Raw genomic sequence first — 18,502 nt, 5'->3', positions numbered from 1 at the left:
CACGATCCACGGCCGCGACTGGCGCTTCCCCACGACCCGACCAACGAGCAGACAGACCGATGGTTACTTGATCAACAACTTCTGTTAGGAACTCTTAGCGTGCTTGTAGAGGTTCGGCACGCCCATTCCACGAAGGAGCAGCCCATGACCGTCGCCCTCGACCGCCCCCTGAGCACCCGCACGCGAGACCCGAAGGAACTGCTCAACGCCGTCCAGCCCTGGATCAGGCACCTCACGGTCAACGTGCTGGACGGCGGTATGACGCTCTGGGACCGCGAGGTGGCCCTCCTGCTGCGCGACCACACGATGGTCCGCGACATGGCCGAACGCATCCTCGGCAACGCCGTCATGTACACCATCGGCTGCATGGAGCACCCCGAGGTCCACCTCGGGGTCGGCAAGCTCGTCGACATCGGCGTCCACCAGCTCATCCTCGACACACCCGTGTGGTGGGCCCTCTGCGACGCGTACAACGAGGGCCGCTACAAGCACCACGCCCCGTTCATCGAGCGCCGCCGCGACGGCCTGTGCCTGCGCTCGGCGGACTTCCTGAAGTCCATCGGCTTCGACATCGACGAGGAGCTGTGGGCGATCGACGGCACGGACTGCTCACCGTGCGACAACAAGGTCCCCGACAGCCACTGAACAGCCCTACCCTAGCCCCTGCCGTCAGTCCCGCCGATGACAGGGGCCGGCCCCTGCGAAGAGGAATCGCCTTGCCCGCACAACACGACATCGCCGCCGAGACGGAGCTGTGGGACACATTTGCCGCTTCCGCTTTCAAGGCAGACGCGGAGCCGGGCTTCTGCTGGACCCAGTACGCCGGTCACGGACCCGGCCCGGAACTGCTGGGCGACCCGCGCCGCGTGCTGGAGATCGGCTGCGGCACAGGCCGCGCCCTCGCCCACCTCGCCGAGCGCGGCATCGTCGCCCGGGGCGTCGACCTGTCACCCGTCATGGTGGAGAAGACCACGACGAAGTGGCATGGCACGGGCGCGGAGTTCGTGTGCGCCGAGGTGTTGGAGTACCTGAGCGGGCACGAAGAGGTGTACGACGCGGTCTACTCGATCTTCGGAGCCGTCTGGTTCACCGACCCGAGCCGTCTCTTCCCCCTTGTCCGCCAAAGGCTCAGGCCCGGCGGTGTCTTCGTGTTCTCGCAGCCGCCCGCCATCCCGGGCGCGTACGGGCCGCAGGGCATGTACAAGGGAGGCTTCGCCGGAAAGGCGATGTTCACCTACCGCTACAGCTACCGGCCGGCCGTCTGGGAACGCCTGCTGACCCGCGCCGGGTTCGCCACGGCCGACGCGCAGGTGCTCGACGCGCCTCACCCGGGGCACATCGGGACGCTCCTCGTGCGCGCGGTCGCTCCGTGACGGACTGGGATCCGCCGCAGGAGCTATGCGTCAAGCTCCGGACGGCAGCCGACCGGCTGTTGGCCGGGACCCCGCTGCACTGCTCGGGCAAGCGCACCATCCTTGACCTGGCCGAGGAAGCCCAGATCAAGCGGTGGCTGCTGACGCACAGGTATCCGAACAAGCTGATGGCCAAGTATCAGGCGGAGTTCGAGGCCGCCCGGCACAGAAGTGAGCCGGTCAAAAAGGCTGAGGCCAGATCGACAAGCTCCGCGAGGAGCTGGCCCGGGTCCGCAAGAAGAAGCGGCAGCTGACGGAGCTGGTGGGCACCTACGCGATCATGATCGAGCAGCTGGCGAGGGAACGGGCCGAGGCCCTGGCCGAACGGGATGAGGTCCTCACTGCTAGGGACGCCGCCTTGCCCACCACCCCGCCACAGCAGCGGGCCACCCCTTCCGGCGGGCGGACCCGCCGCCCGCTTCGCCGCGGGGACGGCGGTGACGAGCCGCTGCGGCGGCACGGGGCCCCTCCGAACGGGTGGGATTGGCGGTTCACATGGCGAGTGGTGAGGCGAGTTCTCTAGGCTGCGGCGGCATGAAGGGGCGGCGTCCGGCGACCGCCTTACGAAGACAGGTGCGGGGGAGTACGGGTGGAGCCCTACAGTAGGCACGGCAAGTTGGTGCGGGACCGGATTCCGCAGATCATCCGGGAGGACGGGGCCGAGCCGGTCACCTACACCGCGGGCCGGGAGGAATACCGCGGCCGGCTGCGGGACAAGCTCGGCGAGGAGGTCGCCGAGTTCCTTGAGGCGGACGAGGACTCGGCGCCGGAGGAACTCGCGGACGTGCTGGAGGTCGTGCGCGCACTCGCCGCAGACCTGGGGGTCGACGCGGATCAGCTGGAGAAGATCCGTGAGGCCAAGGCGGGTGAGCGGGGCGGCTTCGCCGACCGGATCGTCTGGACGGGCAACCGCTGACCGCCGACCGTCCTCGGCGACGAGTCGGTACGCGACTTCGTGCACAACTGCCTACGAGGTTGCGGACGTTGGCTGGTACGCGGCTTCCTGCACCAGTCGGTACGCGGCTGGGGACGAGAGCGGGTACTCCTCACGCCTCGGGCTTGGTCAGGACGGCATGGCACACGCCGGTCAGCGGGAGCACGGGGGCACCGGCGGCGGGGACGAGTCCGGCCCGGCGGGCGAGTGCGGTGATCTCGCCCGGGTCGATGCCGCGCTGGAAGGTCCCCTTGCTCTGGCTGGACCAGAAGCCGTCGTGGTGGGCCGTCCAGCCGCCGTCCGTGGCGGCTTTGGTGATCTCCTCGGGTGAGCGGGTGACGACCACGACATGCCCGCCGGGACGGGCGAAGGACGCCGCGTCCTTGAGGGCCTGGATCCGCTGCCAGGGGTCGGGCAGCACATTGAGGACGAACATCGAGGTGACCAGGTCGAAGCCGGTCCGCTCGGGGCGGGGCCAGCCGAAACCGTCGTGCGGGTCGAACCCTTCGGCGGACAGGCCCGCCTAGCGGTAGTGGGCGACATCGGCGCCGCGGCCGCAGCCGTGGTCCAGAACGCTTTGGACGCCCAGCGGGCCGGTCAGGTACTCGGTCACCGCACGGGATGCCGGAGAGGGCGCCTGGCGGCTCATCGCGGTCTTATGCGGCTGATACTCCCTGCTGGCGGGGGCGGCGGGGCTGTTGCCGGTGAGCTCGCTCAGCGCGAAAAGCACGTCATGCGGCTCGGCCGCCTGGCAGGTGACGGGCAGGTCGATCAGCAGCGCGGAGTGGTCGGTGAACTCCTTCGGGCAGCTGCGCGCCGCCGCGTCGGCGGTGACGGTGGTCGTCGCTGTCAGGTGGTCGCTGAGCAGGGCGAGGTCGCAGCGGAAGCGGCTGGGCTTGCCGGAGAAGACGCGTTCGAGGGTGAAGACCGGCACCGCGTCGGCGGTGGTGTCGACCAGCCCCGAACTCCCCATCAGCGGCCGCAGTATCTGGCGTTCGGCGTCGGTGGTGAAGGTGCTGGTCTCCTCGCCGAACAGGCCGTCCTCGGGCGGGGGCGAGGTTGAAGTCCCCGCAGATCAGCAACGGACGGCCGTCCTCGGCCGCGGCCATCACGACCAGTCCACCGTCACCTACGACCCGGAATCCGGCCAGGCAGTGAAGACCAGCTCGCCCACCGGCGGCACGGTCACCAAGGCTTACGACGCCCTCGGCCGCCCAGATCTCCTACACCGACGCCGACGGCGGCACCACCACCACCGAGCACGACCAGCTCAACCGAGTCGTCAAGGAAACCGACACCGTCCCGTCCACGGTGACGTACACCTACAACACCACGATCGACCCACGCGGCCTGCCGACCAAGATCAGCGACTCGGTCGCCGGTGACTTCCATGTGAAGTTCGACGCCGACGGGGCCGTCACCACAGAGCAGCTGCCCGGCGGATACACCCTCAACGTCGACACCGATCCCTCCGGAGCGGTCACGAGCCGCGCCTACACCCGCGACAGCGACAGCGACGGCGTCTCCGTCTACACCGACACCGTCGCCCGGTCCGCCCACGGCCAGGTGCTGCGCCATGCCGGATGGTCCGAGCAGAGCTACCGCTACGACGCGGCCGGACGGCTCAACACGGTCGACGACACCGTCGGCAACGTGTGCACCCGGCGTACCTACACCTTCGACAAGCGGGCGAACCGCACGTCACTGACCACCGCCACCGCCGCGCCCGGCGCAGCTTGCCCGACCACGGGAGGAACGACCAAGACCCACACCTACGACAGCGGCGACCGCATCACGGACGCCGGCTACGCATACGACGCCCTCGGCCGGACTACCGCAGCACCCGGCCAGGGCACCATCAGCTACTACACCAACGATCTCGCCAGACAGCAGATCTCGGGCAACAAGCGTCAGACCTGGTCCCTCGACGCGCTCCACCGTTTCCGCGGCTGGACGCTCGACACCTCGGCCGACGGCAGTACCTGGACGCGCACCGCGACGAAGCTCAACCACTACGACAGCGACGGGGACAATCCCCGCTGGGTGGTTGAGGACACCGCCACGGGCTTGCTGACGAGGAACATCCGTTCTGCCAGCGGCGACTTGGCCGCGACCAGCACCAAGGCAGGCGACACCGTCCTGCAGGCGACTTCCGTCCACGGAGACGTCGCGCTCCAGCTTCCGCTCGACGCCTCCAAGGCCCCCGTGGCATTCGACAGCGACGAGTACGGTCGCAGCAGGGCGGGGCAAGGAGCGACCCGCTACGGCTGGCTGGGCAACCACCAGCGTTCGTCCGAGACGGTCGGCTCTCTGATGCTCATGGGCGTGCGCCTCTACAACCCGGACACCGGACGCTTCCTGTCCGTCGACCCGGTCTACGGTGGCAACGAGAACGCCTACGAGTACTGCGGCGGTGACCCCGTCGCTTGCACCGACACCACCGGAAAGCTGCGGGTGAGCTGGTGGAAGCCCTGGTGGTCTCCCAAGTACTTCATCAGGCTGGACCTGAACCGGTCGGAGACCCGTTGGGTCGCGTTCGGCACGGGCAGTGCCGCCGGGTTCCTCAGCTGGGCCAAGGACATCAAGTGGATTCCGAAGAACTGGAAGCACGCGATCACGGCCGTGCGCGGGTACCTGTGGTACTTCACCGTGGTCGCCGGATACGCCGTGGCCCGCAATGAGTGCACTTCGGTGATCAGCGGAGCCCTCAGACTGGGAGGCAACGTATTCATCCCCATCCCGCCCACGATCTGGACACGCCGATGCTGAACCAACGTCCCACCGACACGACCAAGCGCCGCCTCGCGCTGACCCTGGAGATAGCCGCTGCTACGACGCTGGGGGCTCTCGCCATCGCTCTTGGCGTCCAGCAGGAGACCGCGCTCGCCGTGGTCCTGGCAGTGGGATGCGCTTCCTTCCTCGTGGACGCAGCGCGACGTGTGCGAAGGGCCGGCAGGAATTGACGCCCGGTCCGCCGTGGCGCCCAGAGCTGCACTGGGCGTCCGGCCCCGACACGCCAACGTTGAGTGCAGCGTTGGCGTGTCGGTGTTTCGTTGGTCCCGCCGCTTCAGCGCGGCGGGACCAACTGCGGTGGCGTGCACATCCGGCATCCGAACCGCACACCGGACCAGCCGCCGCGCCGGGGATCCGCCACAGCCCACCGGATGACCAGCCTCGGCGCGCAGCTGGCACGCCGCACATGCCGACCAGGTGCTGCCGCCCGGCCGCGTGCAGCCGCACCTCGGCATCGGCACGCGCGCCGTCGCCCTCGTGCCCAGGCGCACGCGTGCGGCCCGTGGACTGAAACCGCCAGCACCTTGCCGACGACCGCCCCGCCGGAACACTCACCGGCGGGGCGTCGTCGTCCAGTCGCATGACGGCAACGGCGAACGATCAGAGAACCGGTCGCGCGGTGGCCGGTGAGGAGTTGTTCGAGAGCCAGGCCGTGGCCTTCGTGGTCACCGCTGCCACCGCCACCGTTCCTGGTCCGCGATCCGCTCCGCACGCTCGGGCGACTGCCCGTTGTGAACGACCACGAAGTGGGTGCACATGAAGGAGTACGCGGCCCTGTGCGAGCGGTGAGCGGGCCGCTTCCTGCACCACAACCGGCGCCGGGCGGCGGCGCCGTGACCCGGAGAAGGTCGCCGCCTCCGCGCACGCCATGAAGGCGGCCGGATTCATGGTCTTCGACGAACCTGTGGACCGTGGACGGCACGAACTCCGCGCAGTGCGACTCGGACTGCGGCCGCCCGTACGGTCAGGCGCAGCAAGGGACAGCAGCGACGCGGCCGGCTTCGACATGTGGCCGGCCGCGGTCGTCCGTATGGAGAAGTGACGTTGCCCGGGTCATCCCCTGAACTGCCGATCGTGGTGCTCGACGCACTGATGCCCACGGCTCAACGCATGGTCGTCAACCGGCTGGACCCGTACTTCGCGGATCGTTGCTTCGTGTGGTGTGACTGGCCGGGGGTGTCCTGGGCCGGGGGCGTGGCGTTGGGTGGGGTGTGTCGATGACTTCCCGGTCCCCGCGGCCACGGTCTCAGCGTCAGCGCCTTGAAGTGGCGGTGACGTCCGTGGTGGAGAAGCGTCTGGGCGCTCTGCCTGTCGCTGCCGAGTTTCTGCGCCGTCTGGATGTCGCCGGAATCGTCGACGAGGTGTGTCCTGGTGGCGCGAGTGCGCTGGTGACGCACGGGCAGGTGATCGAGGCGTTGGTGGCCAACCGGCTGACGTCGCCCGCGCCGCTGGTGCGGGTGGAGGACTGGGCCAGGTGCTGGGCGGTGGAAGAGGTCTTCGGGATCGAGCCTGCTTTGCTCAATGATGATCGTCTGGCTCGGGCACTGGATGCGATCGCTCCGCACTTGGAGCACATCGCGGGCACGGTCGGGGCGCGGGCTATCGGTGAGTTCGGGATCGATGTGGCGCGGATGCTGGGACATGACCGGCATGTCCGTGCACGGGGCCTTCCCGGTTGAGGGTCAGAACGAGGACTTTCCCGTCATCGGCTACGGGCATCCCAAGGACCGGCGCTTCGATGTGAAGCAGGTCCAGGGCGGACTTGCGGTGTCGGCCGACGGCGGCATTCCGCTCCATGCCCGGGTCTTCGGCGGTGGTGCGGCCGAGGTCAGCCAGGTCGTCGGCGCGTTGAAGGACCTGCGGGCCATGGCCGGTGAGCGCGACTTCCTGATGGTCGCCGACTCCAAGCTGGTGTCCTACTCCAACATCCGTGCCCTGCTGGCTGCCGGGGTTCAGTTCATCGCCCCGGCCCCGGCCGCCAAGGTCAAGGACGAGGTCGATGCCGCACTCGATCCGGCTCAGGCCATCATCGTGAACTGGACACCGGACCGGGAGGCGGGCAAACCCGCCGAGCGGCGCGAGACCTACCGCGTACTGGAGGACACCCACACCCTGACCGGGCCCCGCAAGAGCAATCCTCCGCTCACCGTGCGACGGATCCTGGTCCACTCCACCGCGAACGCCGCCGGCCAGCAGACCGCCCGGGACAAACGCCTGGCCAAGGCCGCAGAGGACCTGAACAAGCTCGGCGAACTCACTCTGCGGATCGGCAACGTCACCGACCCGCCCACCGTCCAGATAACCCGCGGCATCCAACTCCACCTCCTCGACCTCCTCGACACCGACATCGGACAAACACGCTGGCCACAGACCTGTGACTGAGCGCTTCAGCTGGCCCGTGAGGCGAGAGTCGGCCATTTACTGAGCACGGTTTCTTTCACTGCCGGCGGCGGGGTATGGCAACCGGCGCGCCGCACAGGCCAGCGCCACAGCCATCACAGTTATCAGAGGCAGGTGCAACGCCCCAGTACTGGGCGCGGGCAGACTACGCACATGCAGCTCCCCGCCGAAGCCGTAGCCACCGCTGTGTTGCTGGAGGTCGTAAGGATCTCCGAACTCCCGACAAAGCGGGGCGCCCCGTATCCCGGCAGGGCGGGCGCCCACTGGATCGGGAGCGAGGCAGCCGACGCCCTGGCCTTGATCGAGAGCTTGCCCGCCAGCGAGCAGCACCGCTGCGGCTTCTCGCCGGGCTGGAGCATCCGGGCGTACGCCGACCCTCTCGACCTGGCGCTGTTCGAGGCGGCGTTCTGCTTCAGCTGCCATGAAGTCCGCATGCATGGAACCGCCGTGCCACCCGCACTGGCCACGCAGTATTTCGACGCGGGCGCCCCGCAGGCGCACGCCCTCCTCGCCCTCTTCCGCGAGGCAGCCCCGTAGCCGGTCGGCCCCGGGCACAAGACCTGAAACGGTGACCTGCGAAGTCCGGGGCTAGATTCCATGGTCTGGGAGGTGGAGAGCCATCGGGGCCACTACGCCGTGAAGCTCGGCTACCCAATCGAGGCCACGGCCGACTGGCCCGCTCAACCCTGGACCGCTTGGGCACCCGCGCGCGAGGGGGCAGTGCTGGATCGCCTCGGCTTCGATGCCTTCGCGTACGGCGAGTGGGAGCGCGGAACGTGGAACTTCCAGCCGTGGCATGAGGGTTTGGACCTGTACCGACTGTGGGAGGAGCCGTTCCGTGCGGCGGACTCGTCCATCGAACCCCACCCCAGCGTCGCGCTGGGCTGCGTCGAGGCCCTTGCCGAACTCCATGCCGAAGGCTGGACTCACGGCGACGTGCAGCCCGCCCATTTCATCATCGGACCGGAGCGAACACATCTCATCGACCTCGCCCTCGCCCGGGGCGGGCACGTACCCGAGAGGTACGACTTCCCGTTCCGCGGCTGCCTCGTCCACTACGAGGCTCCCGAGGTCGCGCGCAGCGTGCTCGCGACCGAAGAGGCCGACCCCACGCAGCAGGCCGACATCTACGCCCTGGGGGCATCCCTGTTCATCTCCTCCATCGGGTGGCGCGCAGTGGAGTATCCGGACGACGCGCCGTGCCCCGTCCGGAGAGAAGCGGTGGCGAACGGCAAGCGCCGGCCCGTGAAGGCTCCCGGTCCGCTCGGCGAGCTGAGTAACCGATGCTCAGCCACGCCCCTTCTTACTGATCATTTCAGAATGAGTTTTGGTTCAGGGCTTGGCAGTTGGGCTGGCGGGCGGCAGAGTTCTGCGGGTGTCGGATGATCTGTGGGACCGCGTGGCCCCGCTGCTCCCTCCTCGTCCGCCGCGTCGTCGCCGGTATCCAGGTCGGCTGCCGACGGACGACCGGGCCGCCCTGCGCGGGATCATCTATGTCTTGCGCACGGGTGTGACCTGGGCGGACGTGCCGACCGAGACGATCGGCTGCAGTGGGGTGACGTGCTGGCGGCGGCTGCGGGACTGGACCGAGGCCGGCGTCTGGCCCCGCCTGCACGAGATCCTCCTCGCAGAACTGCGCAGGGCGGGTCTGCTGGACATGGAGGACGCCGCGGTCGACGGCTCGCACGTCCGGGCCCTGAAAGGGGGGCTCACACCGGACCTTCGCCGGTCGACCGCGGCCGCCTCGGCACCAAGCACCATGTGATCACCGACCGGCACGGAACGCCCCTTGCGGTATCGGTGACCGGCGGAAACCGTCACGACGTCACCCAGCTCATGCCCCTGCTGGACGCCATACCCCGCATCCGCGGCCTGGTGGGCAGGCCCCGCCACCGGCCCAGGCGTCTGTTCGCCGACCGCGGCTACGACTACGACAAGTACCGACGCCTCCTGCGCGCCCGTGGCATCACGCCGAAGACCGCTCGCAAGGGCACCGCCCACGGATCCGGCCTGGGCAGGACCAGATGGGTCGTCGAGCGGACCTTCGCCTGGCTCCACCAGTTCAAACGCCTGCGGACCCGCTACGAGATACGAGCCGACCTCCACCTCGGACTGCTCCAACTCGCCTGCAGCATCATCTGCTTGAGACGACTCCGAACCTCATTCTGAAATGATCAGTTATGCCCCCTTGATGACAACCTTCCCCGAGGCGTGCCCGTTCTCGACGGTGGCGAGGGCGGCCGGGGCGTCGGCAAGCGGATGGACCGCGGTGATCACGGGTGCGAGGAGTCCGTCGAGCGCCAGTCGGGCCGACCGCTCCAGGTTCTCGCGGTCGACGCGACGCTCGACGAAACGCCCACCGAGATCGGACACAGACATGTCGCCCACGGCGATGACGTTGCGGGGATCCCGGGCCAGCGGAGCGACCGTCCGCAGCGAGGTGCCTCCGGCCAGGTCGACGATCCCGTCGAAGCCGTCCGGAACCAGCTCGCGTGCCGCGGCGACGACGTCCTCGGCGGTGTAGTCGATGAACCGCACCCCTATGGCCTCGGCGTGCTCGCGTTTGGCGGTACTCCCGGTGCCGATCACACGCAGCTCGCGCCCGATGGCCAGCCGGGCGACGGCGAGGCCGACCCCGCCCCCGACCCCGTTGACCAGGACCGTGGCACCGGCCTGGAGACCGAGCTGGTCGAGCACGTCCACCGCGGTCGTCCCGGCCACTGGCAGCGTTGCCGCCACGGTCGCCGACAGACCCTCCGGTATGCGCGCGGTGTTCGGCGCGGACAGCACCGTCGTCTCGGCGTACGTGCCGCCACCGGTGAGTGCGAAGCCGAAGACCGCGTCACCCACCTCGAGCCCGTCGACGTCCTCGCCCCGGGCGAGAACGGTTCCGGCTGCCTCCATGCCCAGCACGCGGGGAAACGGACGCCCGCCGTCGAATCCGTCGACCAGACCCGAGCGCAGAAGGTGGTCGAGGGGATTCACGCCGGCGACGTCGACTCGGATCAGCACCTCACCGCGACCGGGGACGGGATCGGGACGATCGAAGAACTCCTGCACCTCGGGTCCGCCATATCTGCCGAAACCCCACGCCTGCCCCATGTTCCGCCGCCTCTCGTATGACCGACCCGGTGATTCCGGGCCTTGTCGCCATCCTCACTTCTGACATTGATGTGAGGGGCAACCGGCTGAGACGCAGATCACAGGATTAGGTCGACTGCGCCACCGGTTCCGGGGCCGTGGACAGCTCCGCCCGGTGTCGGCTGTTGGCCTTGATCAGCACGTCGAGTGCATTCCGGGTCTCGATCAGGTGCGCGATGTTGGCGTCGATCCGGTCGCGCTCGCGCATCATCGCCGTGAACGTCTCCTCGGCGACGCCCAGGTCATCCGGGACGTCCACACACGGCAGCACAGTCGCGATCACCCTGCTGGACATACCCGCGTCGAACAGCTGTCGGATGAGCACCACGCGCTGGACCGCGGCATCGGAATAGTGACGCTGCCCCGCGTCGGAGCGTGAGCTGGTCAGCAGGCCCTGCTCTTCGTAGTACCGCAGTGAGCGCGGACTCACGCCCGTGCGCTTGGACAACTCGCCTATCCGCATCCCTGAGAGCCTACGCCCGCGTGCTCAAGGTTCGGACCGCCAGGCGAGGCGTGGACGCTCGCGGACACCCCCACCGGCCGCAGGGTTGTCCACCCGCTCTCACGACTGAGCACACGCGTGGCAAAGGCGTAGCAGTGATCGTGTGGCATGAGCTGGCTGTCGGGCCGCGGCTGCATGTTCAACAGGACCGGGTAGACGCGGTCGAGGGGACGGTTCTGCCATTCGGCCATGCTTTTCATGACCTTGTCGGTGATGGTGGAGATGGTCTGCTTGGACACCTCGGCGCCGTAGACCTCGGCCAGATGAGCCGAGATCTCGCCGTGCGTGAGCCCCTTCGCCGACAGCGACAACACCATCTCGTCGACGCCAGTCAGGCGGCGCTGCCGCTTCTTGACGATCTGCGGCTCGAACGTGCCCGAGGTGTCACGCGGCACCTTGACCTCGACTGGCCCGACGTCGGTCAGCACGGTCTTGGCCCGCCTCCGTTGCGGGAGTTGCCGCTGCCCCGGCCAGCAGCTTCGTGCTTCTCGTAGCCGAGGCGATCGGTGATCTCGCCTTCCAAGGCAGACTCCAAGACCCGCTTGGTCAGCTGCCGCAGCAGCCCGCCCTGCCCGGTCAGCTGCAGTCCTTCCGACCGGGCCCGCTCCACCAGCATCGCGACCAGCTGCTCGTCGGACACGGGCACAGGCTGCCCAGGCTGGGCACTCTCGACAGGCTCCACGGTCTCCAACTCCAAGACGGTGTGCGTCACTTGACGTCTCTCCCATGATCGTCGGATCCGCCGTTAGATTTACACTCCCCGCCTGAGCACCTGGCTGTCGAACCGCAAGGCGCGCAACGCCCAGGCAGTGGCGGCCACCGCGCTCGAGGCGGCGCGCGCTCAGTACACGGTGATTCCCGGCGAGAGGACCGCGGCGGCCATGGTCCGCACCCTGGCCGCCGCGGTGATGGCCCTCGACGAGGAGATCGCCCGCACCGACGCGCTGATCGAGGCACGGTTCCGCGAGCACGCGCACGCCACGGCGATCACCAGCATGCCAGGCATGGGCAGCCTCCTGGGTGCCGAGTTCATCGCCTGCACCGGCGGGAACCTGGACGCCATCGGCAGCTCCGGCCGCCTGGCCGGCATCGCCGGCCTGGCCCCCGTTCCCAAGGACTCCGGACGCATCAGCGGCAACATGCGCCGACCGCATCGCTACCACCGTCGACTCCTGCGTGTCTGCTACCTGTCCGCCCAGGTCGCCGCCCGGTGCTGTCCGACCTTCAGGGCCTTCTACGAACGCAAGAGGAGCGAGGGCAAGTCGCACAAACAGGCCGTCCTCGCCCTCGCCCGGCGCCGCCTCGACGTGTTGTGGGCCGTCATACGCGACCAGCGGGCCTTCACCGTCGAAGCGCCTCAACGCGGCCTCGCAGCGGCATAACGCGGTCACCGCCCGCTACCGCAACGCTTCACAGCCCTGATTGGGAATCACTGCCTTGTGTCGGGCCAGGCCCGTCGAGGTGTCTTCCGGAATGACCAGCCGCCGCTGGCCCAACTGCGGCGGAAACCTGACGGGCCTTCGGCCGCGTCCGAGCCGGGCGTTCAACTCCCGACTCGGGCACAGGCTCGACACCGATCCGTACCTCGGATCAGTCGTTGTGCGGACAATCCACGCCCATGACCTGCAAGGCCTCCCGAGCAGCGACCACGACCGGTCCCCACGACTGCGAACGAATCATTAGGACGTCGCTCCCAGGGTTGGCCTGAATGGCTTGATCAATTGCGAGATTCAGCTTTCGCATGATACTCACCTCTTCTTCGTCGCGGAGAATGAACCCGACTCTTCCTCCAGGGTCGTCCAGCACTCCGGTATCGTCGAAAAAATTCGACATGTGGTCTATGGCAGAGTCTGCAGACGACGTCCATTCGTCGTCCGGATGGCTTCTGTCTGCGAGTTTACGGAGCCAATCGACCAACTGATCACGCAACCAAGGCGTCCGCAACTCCGTGTTGTCAGGGGGCATTCCAGCGGCTCCATGTCTGCCACTCGCTCAACGGGATGTGAGCTTCAACCGGGTAGTCTTGAATTCTAGCGTTGGGTGGCAGCAGCACACCGTCCCGTCCCACGATTCTGCCGCCAGAGTTGATCACGACGTGATCAACCTGCTGAGTGGCATGCGCGGAATTAGGATCCCCCTTGTCGATGCGAACGCTGTCCTGGCCCTTGGGGGCACGCCAGACGAAGCCGGGCTTGTTCATGTCCTTCCTGTACTTCTTCGTCATGCTAGGACCGCTCCACCCCTGGGAATCTTCCCGCTGCCGTAGGGAAACCAGCCAGGGCCCACGCCGTTGGACGGCTTCGACTTGCGCATACCGTTGTGCGCAAAAATTGCTGCCAGCGCTGAGGGTACCTGGTATTCATTGCTGCTGATGTCGTATCCGTGCTCGGCGACCCACTGGTCGAACTGGGCCCCATAGTCACAGCCCGGCGTTCCCGGGCCGCCGCCCCAGCAGTCGTCGTCCCAGATCCAGCCGGCGTACTCGACGGCGTGTGGCACGTTGCTGATGGCGCCGTAGAAGACTTTTCCGACGCTGCGGCAGGCGCCGGACAGGAAGCCCCAGTCCTTGCACCCGTCGTCGACGTGAACGGCTTTCTGCTGCGGGGAGTTGGTGTGGCCGGTGGAGCCAGTTGCAGCGCTCCCACTGTAACCGCCGCCCCCGCCTGTGGTGCCTCCGGTGAACTCCGGGCATTGCGGGTTGATGAGGCTTGGGCAGGCATAGACGGGCTTGACGGCTTCGTTGGGTCGGCCATTGCCGGGACTGCCGTCGGGGCGGGTTGGGCAGGCCGCGCTGTCGCCGTAGCCGCCGCATGCCAGACCCAGGCCGCTCGGGTCTGCCTGAGTAACAGGGTTCTGCGCGCCGTAACTGTAGCCGTTGAGGGTCTGCGGGATCTCGGTTTGAAGCAGCGGGTCGACGCTGATGAACTGGCCGATACCGGGATCGTATTCGCGTGCGCCGACGTGGGTGAGGCCGGTATCGCCGTCGGCGGTCTTGCCGAGGAAACCTTTGTCGTCCGGCCAGTTGGTGGTACCGCTGCCCCGTTCGGAGCCGAAGGGAGTCAGGTACCGCTTGGTCAGTGCCTGAGTGTCGGAGGTGATCGCCACCGTGTTGGTGTTGTGCTGGTCACCGTTGAGGTAGGTGATCTTTTCCGTGCCGGACTTGTTGCTGCGCAGGGCGACGGTGGCGTCGGCGTGTGTGTAGTAGCGGTTGGCCCACGCCTTGCCTCCCTGGAGGTGTACCTCGGTGGCGCCGAGGTACAGCACGGTCTCCTCGTTGCTGGACGTGTTCCGGCGGATGAGCAGATTGCCGTCGGCTCCGTAGATGTAGTCCGTGGCGCGGGCGGTGCCGCTCGGGTCTTCGGTCAGACGCGTGAGTTTGCCTTCGCTGTCCCAGTCGAGTTTCTGCGTGGTGCTGCCGTCTGGACGCTTGGTCGTGTTGCCGTCGGCGTCGTACGCGTACTGGGGGGTGATGTTGGTGCAGGTTTCGGCGGTCGTGGCGAGGAGGGTGTGGGGCTGGGCCGTGCCTCCCTTGTAGCAGTAAGTGGTGGTCGTCGAACCGCTGCTGCTGTGCGTGGTCTCGCTCGCCCGCTGGCCGGCGTCGTTGTAGGTGTAGCTCGTCCAGTAGGGAGCCGCGCCACCGAGGTTGGCAGTCGTGCGCCCGCTGGCCGCGCAGTCCCCGGTGGCAGGCGTCCATGCCTGGGCCAGGCGCTGGTAGCCGTCGTAGGCGAAGCACTGGGTGTCGGCCTTGCCGGTGCCGGCGAGGGTGGTGGTGTCGGAAATCTTGGTGACGTTGCCGGCGTCGTCGTAGCTGTACTGCAGATTCAGTGCGTCGTAGGCGTGGGTCTGCGCGTGCACCTGTGTCTGGAGCAGGCGGTGGGTGCCGTCCTCGTAGCCATGGGCGATGTCGAGCTTGTTCGTGCCGGTCGCTTCTGAGGCACCGAGGCGGAGGGTGGAGACCTGGCCGAGGTCGGTGTAGGTGGTGTTCAGGACGATGCCCTCGCCACCGGCAGTGAGTGTGGTGGGCAGGCCCTGGGCGGAGTAGTCGTACTCGATGGTCTCCGCCGGAAGGCCGCTGGCGGCAGGCTCGGTGGTCTGCTCCAGCGTGCCGTCGATCTTGTAGTGGGCGGTGAAGTCCAGCACGTTCGTGGTGAGTGCTTTCGACCCAGGCGCCGTCACGGATCTCGCCGCCGGCCTGGACGGCAGGCGTCCAGGCCGATGCCGGGACCTTCAGCACATGGTGGTGGATCTGCTCGGTGATCACCATGCCGACCGAGTAGGACAGCCACCGGCCCCGCCGGGTCAGCCAGTCGACGAACTCGTGGGTGCCGCCCGCGGAGTCGGTGCGTATCAGGGTCCGGCGCCCGCGCCGGTGCTTCTTCGGCAGCTGGGCCAGGGCCAGCCGGGTGGCGGTGATGTGGTCGGCGGCGGTGTTCGAGCCTGCGTTGCCCGGCCGGAGCAGGGCCGCGACCGGCTCTCTGGTGCCGCCCGGCCCGTGGTCGACGAACCCCAACAGAGGGCGATGCCCCCAGGTCCGCTTCCAGGTGGGGGCGGCGTCTTCCTTGTCGGAGTGCGCGACAACCAGCAGCCCGTCCAGATCGACGGTCACTTCCCCGCCGGCATCGGGCCCTGTGCCGCCGGCCAACTGCCAGGTCCGAAGGCGGGCTTCGGCCCGTGCGGCACGGATCGCGGTCAGGGCCTTCTCCCCGGAGGCGGCGAGGGTGTCGATGAGACGGGAGACCGTCGGATCGGAGGCGACCGGACCGAACACGGCCGGCTCGGCCCGCAGCACGGCGACATCCGCGAGGCAGTCCCCGCCCAGCGCGACCGCCAACGCCACGTCCAGCAGGATCTTTCCGGGATCGTGGACGGCCCGCGGCTTCCGCCACGGCGCCGGCGCACCTGATATCGCGGTGTCCAAGCCGACCTTGCGGACGGTCTCGACGAGCAGCACGCTCCCGGCCTGGGAGACCACCGCCCGGCCCCCGCCCTCGACGCGGGCACGCGGGTACGACCCGCTACTCTTCTTCACCTGGAGAGTGCTTCTTCCGTGCAGCCGACAGGACCCTAGACAAGTCCCATCGTTGCAGGTCAGGAGCACTCTCCGCTTATTTGATCAAGCCTCGGACACCCCACCTCATGAAAGCGCGAGGCTAGAATGGGCTGGTGCCCGAGACACTGCCCCCTGTGGGCATTGACCTCTTCGACGTTGAACGGCTTCTGCTTACCGAAGCTGCGGAGCCGCCGCTGCCGCCCCAGGACGCTGCGGCCCGCGATCGGGTGTGGGGCATGGCGGTCAAGGCCAATCCCGCCCTCTTCGACGGGCCGGTGGTGGCGTGCGGGGGGCTGGAGTGGACCGGCCCGGGCATCTTGCGCCTGTCGTGGGTGCGTGCGACCTACCGGCACTACGCCCTGCGTCGTGTTCCCGGCGCCACCGCGCTGCCGTCGTTGTTCGTGAACGTCGTCCAGCCGACGGACGACGGCCGTGTGCTGGCCGTGAGGATGTCGCCCTCGACGGCTGCCCCGGGCCGCTGGCAGCTGCCCGGGGGATCGGTGGAGCCGCCCCAGGACGGGGTGGTGCTGGACGAGTCGGTACTGGCCGGTCAGGCTGCGCGGGAGCTGGCGGAGGAGCTGGGGGTCGCCGCAGCCGTCGAGGACCTGGAGCTGTGGGTGATCACCCGCGGTGAGAACGGCAGTGTCGGCCTGACGCACCTGGCCCCGGCCCTTCCGGAGGCAGTGCTGCGTGCTCACTTCACCGCGGCTGCGGCAGCCGAGCGTGTCCTGGGCCGCGAGCCTGAGCTCGACGCCATCGTCCTGGTGCGCTCACCGGAGGAATTGGCCGGCCTGGAGGGCCCGCACGCGGACTACCTGGAGCCGGTCGTCCGCCGGTTCTGCGACCGTCGCTGACGTCAGGCGCCGGCGAGGAAGTCGCGTCCGCGTTCGTCGAGCTCGGCCACGCACCGCAGGCCCCGGGCCCGGAACCGGGCGAGGTCGCTGCGCATGCGGGAGACCGCTTTGCGGGTGCGGACGGAGCGGACACCGTCCATGTGATCGATGGCCTTGTGCCAGATGAGGCACGCCTGTTCGATGTTGCCGCGCTTGAGGTGCATCTCCGCGCCCGCGACCAGGTCCAGGGCGACGATGCGTGCGTAGGTGTGCGCCGGGCGCGCGGTGGCGGCCAGCGCGTACTGCTCGGCGGCGGCCCGGTGGTCTCCCACGGCCTCGTGGACCTTGGCGGTGCGGGAGTACACCGATGCGGCCAGCGGGCCCCAGGCCAGCGCCCAGAACGGCACCTCGTCGCCGGGGGCACCGGTCAGCAGGGTGCGGGCATGCTCGGCCTCGGCAAGCGCCGCGCGGTGCTTGCCGCTCTTGGCCAGGGTGTGGGCGTGCACGATGCGGAAGAGGGCTTCGGTCTGAGCGTCCACCCGGCCCTTGGCCCGGTTCAGGCCGGTCTCGGCCAGGCCCAGGCAGTGCTCGGGGCGGTGGAGTTTGAGGCCTTGCATGGCCATCGTGCGCATCACGAATCCGTCGTGCCCGCGCAGGCCGGATTCGGCGGCCAGGGCGTAGGACTGGAGGTAGTAGCGCTGGGCGAGACCTTGCTGGCCTGCGTCGTAGCTCTTCCAGCCCAGCAGGTGAACGCCCCGGCTGGCGGCGGAGAGCATCTGCCGGCGGACGCCGTCGCTGCGGAACCGGGCCCGGCACAACGGGGCGACGTCGTCGCGGAGGTAGGTGACCAGGGCGCTGCGGCCGTGTTGGCCGCCATGGCGTTCGTCCATCTCGGAGAAGGCATGGATCATGTCGCGGACGGCGGCGACTTCGGCCATGCCGACGGTGTGGCCGGTGCGGGCGGCCTGGGTGCGGGCGGCGATGTCCTGGACGTGGCTGAGGGGCAGGGCTGCGGCGGCCACGGAGTAGGCGGAGGCCGACAGGAAGCGGCGGCGGTCCAACTCGTACCTCCACATCGGCAGCAGGGCGTCCAGCGGGTCGCTCCCGAGGGACAGTCCGATGGTGTCACTTTCTGCCTTCGCAGGGGAGGGCAGGCCGAGGTCGGCGAGGGTCAGCAGGCGGCCCACGCGCCGGGACAGGGCGACCGCGAGGTAGCGGGGCGTGTCGCCGCGAGGCACGGATCCGCTGAGCCAGTGCTCGACGTTGGACTTGTTCGTACGTAAACGGTCACCGCACTCGGCGGCGACGGCGCAGACTGTCTTGGCCAGAGCCTCTTACAAGGCATCTCAATTGGTCAGTCGTCGGTAGCAGATGAGGGTGCAGGCGATGCTGGTAAAGGCCAGGAAGTGGCTGGCTTTGCGTTCGTAGCGGCGGTGG

General features: G+C 68.5%; 18 protein-coding genes and 6 pseudogenes. 13 read left to right on the top strand and 11 right to left on the bottom strand.

Features of this window, described 5'->3' with window-relative positions; all coding sequences use genetic code 11:
• The first annotated feature begins 144 nt into the window (after nt 1–144).
• The 4 genes from ACZ6KF_RS33130 to ACZ6KF_RS33115 all read left to right on the top strand — a co-directional run bounded on the left by ACZ6KF_RS33130 (nt 145) and on the right by ACZ6KF_RS33115 (nt 2,328).
• The gene (locus ACZ6KF_RS33130; RefSeq protein WP_469241889.1) at nt 145–645 is read left to right on the top strand and encodes a hypothetical protein; all 501 of its coding nucleotides are present in this window, start codon (nt 145–147) and stop codon (nt 643–645) included.
• 71 nt (nt 646–716) lie between these two features.
• The gene (locus ACZ6KF_RS33125) at nt 717–1,373 is read left to right on the top strand and encodes a class I SAM-dependent DNA methyltransferase (protein WP_469241887.1); all 657 of its coding nucleotides are present in this window, start codon (nt 717–719) and stop codon (nt 1,371–1,373) included.
• Nucleotides 1,370–1,666: a hypothetical protein gene (locus ACZ6KF_RS33120; protein ID WP_469241885.1), complete on the top strand. Its 297-nt coding sequence runs from the start codon at nt 1,370–1,372 to the stop codon at nt 1,664–1,666. Before ACZ6KF_RS33125 ends, ACZ6KF_RS33120 begins: the two co-directional genes overlap by 4 nt.
• Nucleotides 1,667–2,001: 335 nt before the next feature.
• Entirely contained in the window at nt 2,002–2,328 is a 327-nt protein-coding gene (locus tag ACZ6KF_RS33115; RefSeq protein ID WP_356633532.1) for a nucleoside triphosphate pyrophosphohydrolase, read from the top strand.
• 130 nt (nt 2,329–2,458) lie between these two features.
• Here the strand turns inward: ACZ6KF_RS33115 and ACZ6KF_RS33110 are convergent, their stop codons facing one another.
• The gene (locus ACZ6KF_RS33110; RefSeq protein ID WP_469241883.1) at nt 2,459–2,782 is read right to left on the bottom strand and encodes a hypothetical protein; all 324 of its coding nucleotides are present in this window, start codon (nt 2,780–2,782) and stop codon (nt 2,459–2,461) included.
• Between the two features lie 87 nt (nt 2,783–2,869).
• Nucleotides 2,870–3,319 (bottom strand): hypothetical protein, encoded by a 450-nt coding sequence (locus ACZ6KF_RS33105; RefSeq protein WP_469241881.1) that lies wholly within the window; start codon nt 3,317–3,319, stop codon nt 2,870–2,872.
• Nucleotides 3,320–3,461: 142 nt separating this feature from the next.
• Between ACZ6KF_RS33105 and ACZ6KF_RS33100 the strand changes: the two are divergent.
• The 7 genes and pseudogenes from ACZ6KF_RS33100 to ACZ6KF_RS33070 all read left to right on the top strand — a co-directional run.
• Nucleotides 3,462–5,115 (top strand): annotated as a pseudogene (locus ACZ6KF_RS33100) (RHS repeat-associated core domain-containing protein); the annotation flags it as partial.
• Nucleotides 5,109–5,309, top strand: a complete 201-nt coding sequence (locus ACZ6KF_RS33095) for a hypothetical protein (protein WP_356636396.1) — start codon at nt 5,109–5,111, stop codon at nt 5,307–5,309. The pseudogene ACZ6KF_RS33100 and the gene ACZ6KF_RS33095, both read left to right, overlap by 7 nt.
• 1,110 nt (nt 5,310–6,419) lie before the next feature.
• Nucleotides 6,420–6,818, top strand: a complete 399-nt coding sequence (locus tag ACZ6KF_RS33090; RefSeq protein WP_469241878.1) for a DUF4277 domain-containing protein — start codon at nt 6,420–6,422, stop codon at nt 6,816–6,818.
• Complete coding sequence (locus ACZ6KF_RS33085) at nt 6,781–7,521, top strand: IS1634 family transposase (protein ID WP_469241876.1); 741 nt, start codon at nt 6,781–6,783, stop codon at nt 7,519–7,521. The genes ACZ6KF_RS33090 and ACZ6KF_RS33085 overlap by 38 nt, the downstream gene beginning before the upstream one ends.
• 315 nt (nt 7,522–7,836) lie before the next feature.
• The gene (locus ACZ6KF_RS33080; protein ID WP_469241875.1) at nt 7,837–8,076 is read left to right on the top strand and encodes a hypothetical protein; all 240 of its coding nucleotides are present in this window, start codon (nt 7,837–7,839) and stop codon (nt 8,074–8,076) included.
• Between the two features lie 60 nt (nt 8,077–8,136).
• Nucleotides 8,137–8,849 (top strand): annotated as a pseudogene (locus tag ACZ6KF_RS33075) (protein kinase family protein).
• Nucleotides 8,850–8,908: 59 nt separating this feature from the next.
• Nucleotides 8,909–9,708 (top strand): IS5 family transposase gene (locus ACZ6KF_RS33070; protein WP_469241891.1). Its coding sequence is split into 2 segments (ribosomal slippage): nt 8,909–9,239 and nt 9,239–9,708, totalling 801 coding nucleotides; the frame shifts between segments, so codons are not numbered across the junction.
• A gap of 9 nt (nt 9,709–9,717) precedes the next feature.
• Here the strand turns inward: ACZ6KF_RS33070 and ACZ6KF_RS33065 are convergent.
• The 3 genes and pseudogenes from ACZ6KF_RS33065 to ACZ6KF_RS33055 all read right to left on the bottom strand — a co-directional run.
• Complete coding sequence (locus ACZ6KF_RS33065) at nt 9,718–10,641, bottom strand: NADP-dependent oxidoreductase (protein ID WP_469241873.1); 924 nt, start codon at nt 10,639–10,641, stop codon at nt 9,718–9,720.
• A 106-nt stretch (nt 10,642–10,747) separates the two neighbouring features.
• Entirely contained in the window at nt 10,748–11,143 is a 396-nt protein-coding gene (locus tag ACZ6KF_RS33060) for a MerR family transcriptional regulator (protein WP_469241871.1), read from the bottom strand.
• A gap of 182 nt (nt 11,144–11,325) precedes the next feature.
• Nucleotides 11,326–11,798 (bottom strand): annotated as a pseudogene (locus ACZ6KF_RS33055) (transposase); the annotation flags it as partial.
• 145 nt (nt 11,799–11,943) lie between these two features.
• Between ACZ6KF_RS33055 and ACZ6KF_RS33050 the strand changes: the two are divergent.
• Nucleotides 11,944–12,564 (top strand): annotated as a pseudogene (locus ACZ6KF_RS33050) (transposase); the annotation flags it as partial.
• 208 nt (nt 12,565–12,772) lie between these two features.
• On the opposite strand, the gene ACZ6KF_RS33045 reads toward ACZ6KF_RS33050, so the two are convergent.
• The 4 genes and pseudogenes from ACZ6KF_RS33045 to ACZ6KF_RS33030 all read right to left on the bottom strand — a co-directional run.
• The gene (locus ACZ6KF_RS33045; protein WP_469241869.1) at nt 12,773–13,147 is read right to left on the bottom strand and encodes an SCO4402 family protein; all 375 of its coding nucleotides are present in this window, start codon (nt 13,145–13,147) and stop codon (nt 12,773–12,775) included.
• Nucleotides 13,137–13,406 (bottom strand): hypothetical protein, encoded by a 270-nt coding sequence (locus ACZ6KF_RS33040; RefSeq protein WP_469241867.1) that lies wholly within the window; start codon nt 13,404–13,406, stop codon nt 13,137–13,139. Before ACZ6KF_RS33040 ends, ACZ6KF_RS33045 begins: the two co-directional genes overlap by 11 nt.
• Nucleotides 13,403–15,322, bottom strand: a complete 1,920-nt coding sequence (locus ACZ6KF_RS33035) for an RHS repeat-associated core domain-containing protein (RefSeq protein WP_469241865.1) — start codon at nt 15,320–15,322, stop codon at nt 13,403–13,405. Before ACZ6KF_RS33035 ends, ACZ6KF_RS33040 begins: the two co-directional genes overlap by 4 nt.
• Nucleotides 15,323–15,341: 19 nt before the next feature.
• Nucleotides 15,342–16,211: pseudogene (locus tag ACZ6KF_RS33030) on the bottom strand (IS1380 family transposase); the annotation flags it as partial.
• 134 nt (nt 16,212–16,345) lie between these two features.
• Here ACZ6KF_RS33030 and ACZ6KF_RS33025 point away from each other — a divergent pair.
• The gene (locus tag ACZ6KF_RS33025; RefSeq protein ID WP_469241863.1) at nt 16,346–17,086 is read left to right on the top strand and encodes an NUDIX hydrolase; all 741 of its coding nucleotides are present in this window, start codon (nt 16,346–16,348) and stop codon (nt 17,084–17,086) included.
• Between the two features lie 2 nt (nt 17,087–17,088).
• Here the strand turns inward: ACZ6KF_RS33025 and ACZ6KF_RS33020 are convergent, their stop codons facing one another.
• Nucleotides 17,089–18,303 carry a hypothetical protein gene (locus ACZ6KF_RS33020; RefSeq protein ID WP_469241861.1) on the bottom strand — a complete coding sequence of 405 codons (1,215 nt, stop codon included), beginning with the start codon at nt 18,301–18,303 and terminating at the stop codon, nt 17,089–17,091.
• 108 nt (nt 18,304–18,411) lie between these two features.
• Nucleotides 18,412–18,502 (bottom strand): annotated as a pseudogene (locus ACZ6KF_RS33015) (IS5/IS1182 family transposase); the annotation flags it as partial.

The organism is Streptomyces sp. NPDC046379 (genome assembly GCF_055587785.1).
Note: the sequence above shows the minus strand (reverse complement) of the source record. Positions and strands in the feature narration are given on the sequence as shown.

What these genes read in the sequence shown, in the direction of transcription:
- ACZ6KF_RS33130 (WP_469241889.1), top strand. Translation starts at nt 145, where the DNA reads ATGACCGTCGCCCTCGACCGCCCCCTGAGCACCCGCACGCGAGACCCG.
- ACZ6KF_RS33110 (WP_469241883.1), bottom strand. Translation starts at nt 2,782, where the DNA reads ATGTTCGTCCTCAATGTGCTGCCCGACCCCTGGCAGCGGATCCAGGCC.
- ACZ6KF_RS33105 (WP_469241881.1), bottom strand. Translation starts at nt 3,319, where the DNA reads ATGGGGAGTTCGGGGCTGGTCGACACCACCGCCGACGCGGTGCCGGTC.
- ACZ6KF_RS33095 (WP_356636396.1), top strand. Translation starts at nt 5,109, where the DNA reads ATGCTGAACCAACGTCCCACCGACACGACCAAGCGCCGCCTCGCGCTG.
- ACZ6KF_RS33085 (WP_469241876.1), top strand. Translation starts at nt 6,781, where the DNA reads ATGACCGGCATGTCCGTGCACGGGGCCTTCCCGGTTGAGGGTCAGAAC.
- ACZ6KF_RS33065 (WP_469241873.1), bottom strand. Translation starts at nt 10,641, where the DNA reads ATGGGGCAGGCGTGGGGTTTCGGCAGATATGGCGGACCCGAGGTGCAG.
- ACZ6KF_RS33060 (WP_469241871.1), bottom strand. Translation starts at nt 11,143, where the DNA reads ATGCGGATAGGCGAGTTGTCCAAGCGCACGGGCGTGAGTCCGCGCTCA.
- ACZ6KF_RS33045 (WP_469241869.1), bottom strand. Translation starts at nt 13,147, where the DNA reads ATGCCCCCTGACAACACGGAGTTGCGGACGCCTTGGTTGCGTGATCAG.
- ACZ6KF_RS33040 (WP_469241867.1), bottom strand. Translation starts at nt 13,406, where the DNA reads ATGACGAAGAAGTACAGGAAGGACATGAACAAGCCCGGCTTCGTCTGG.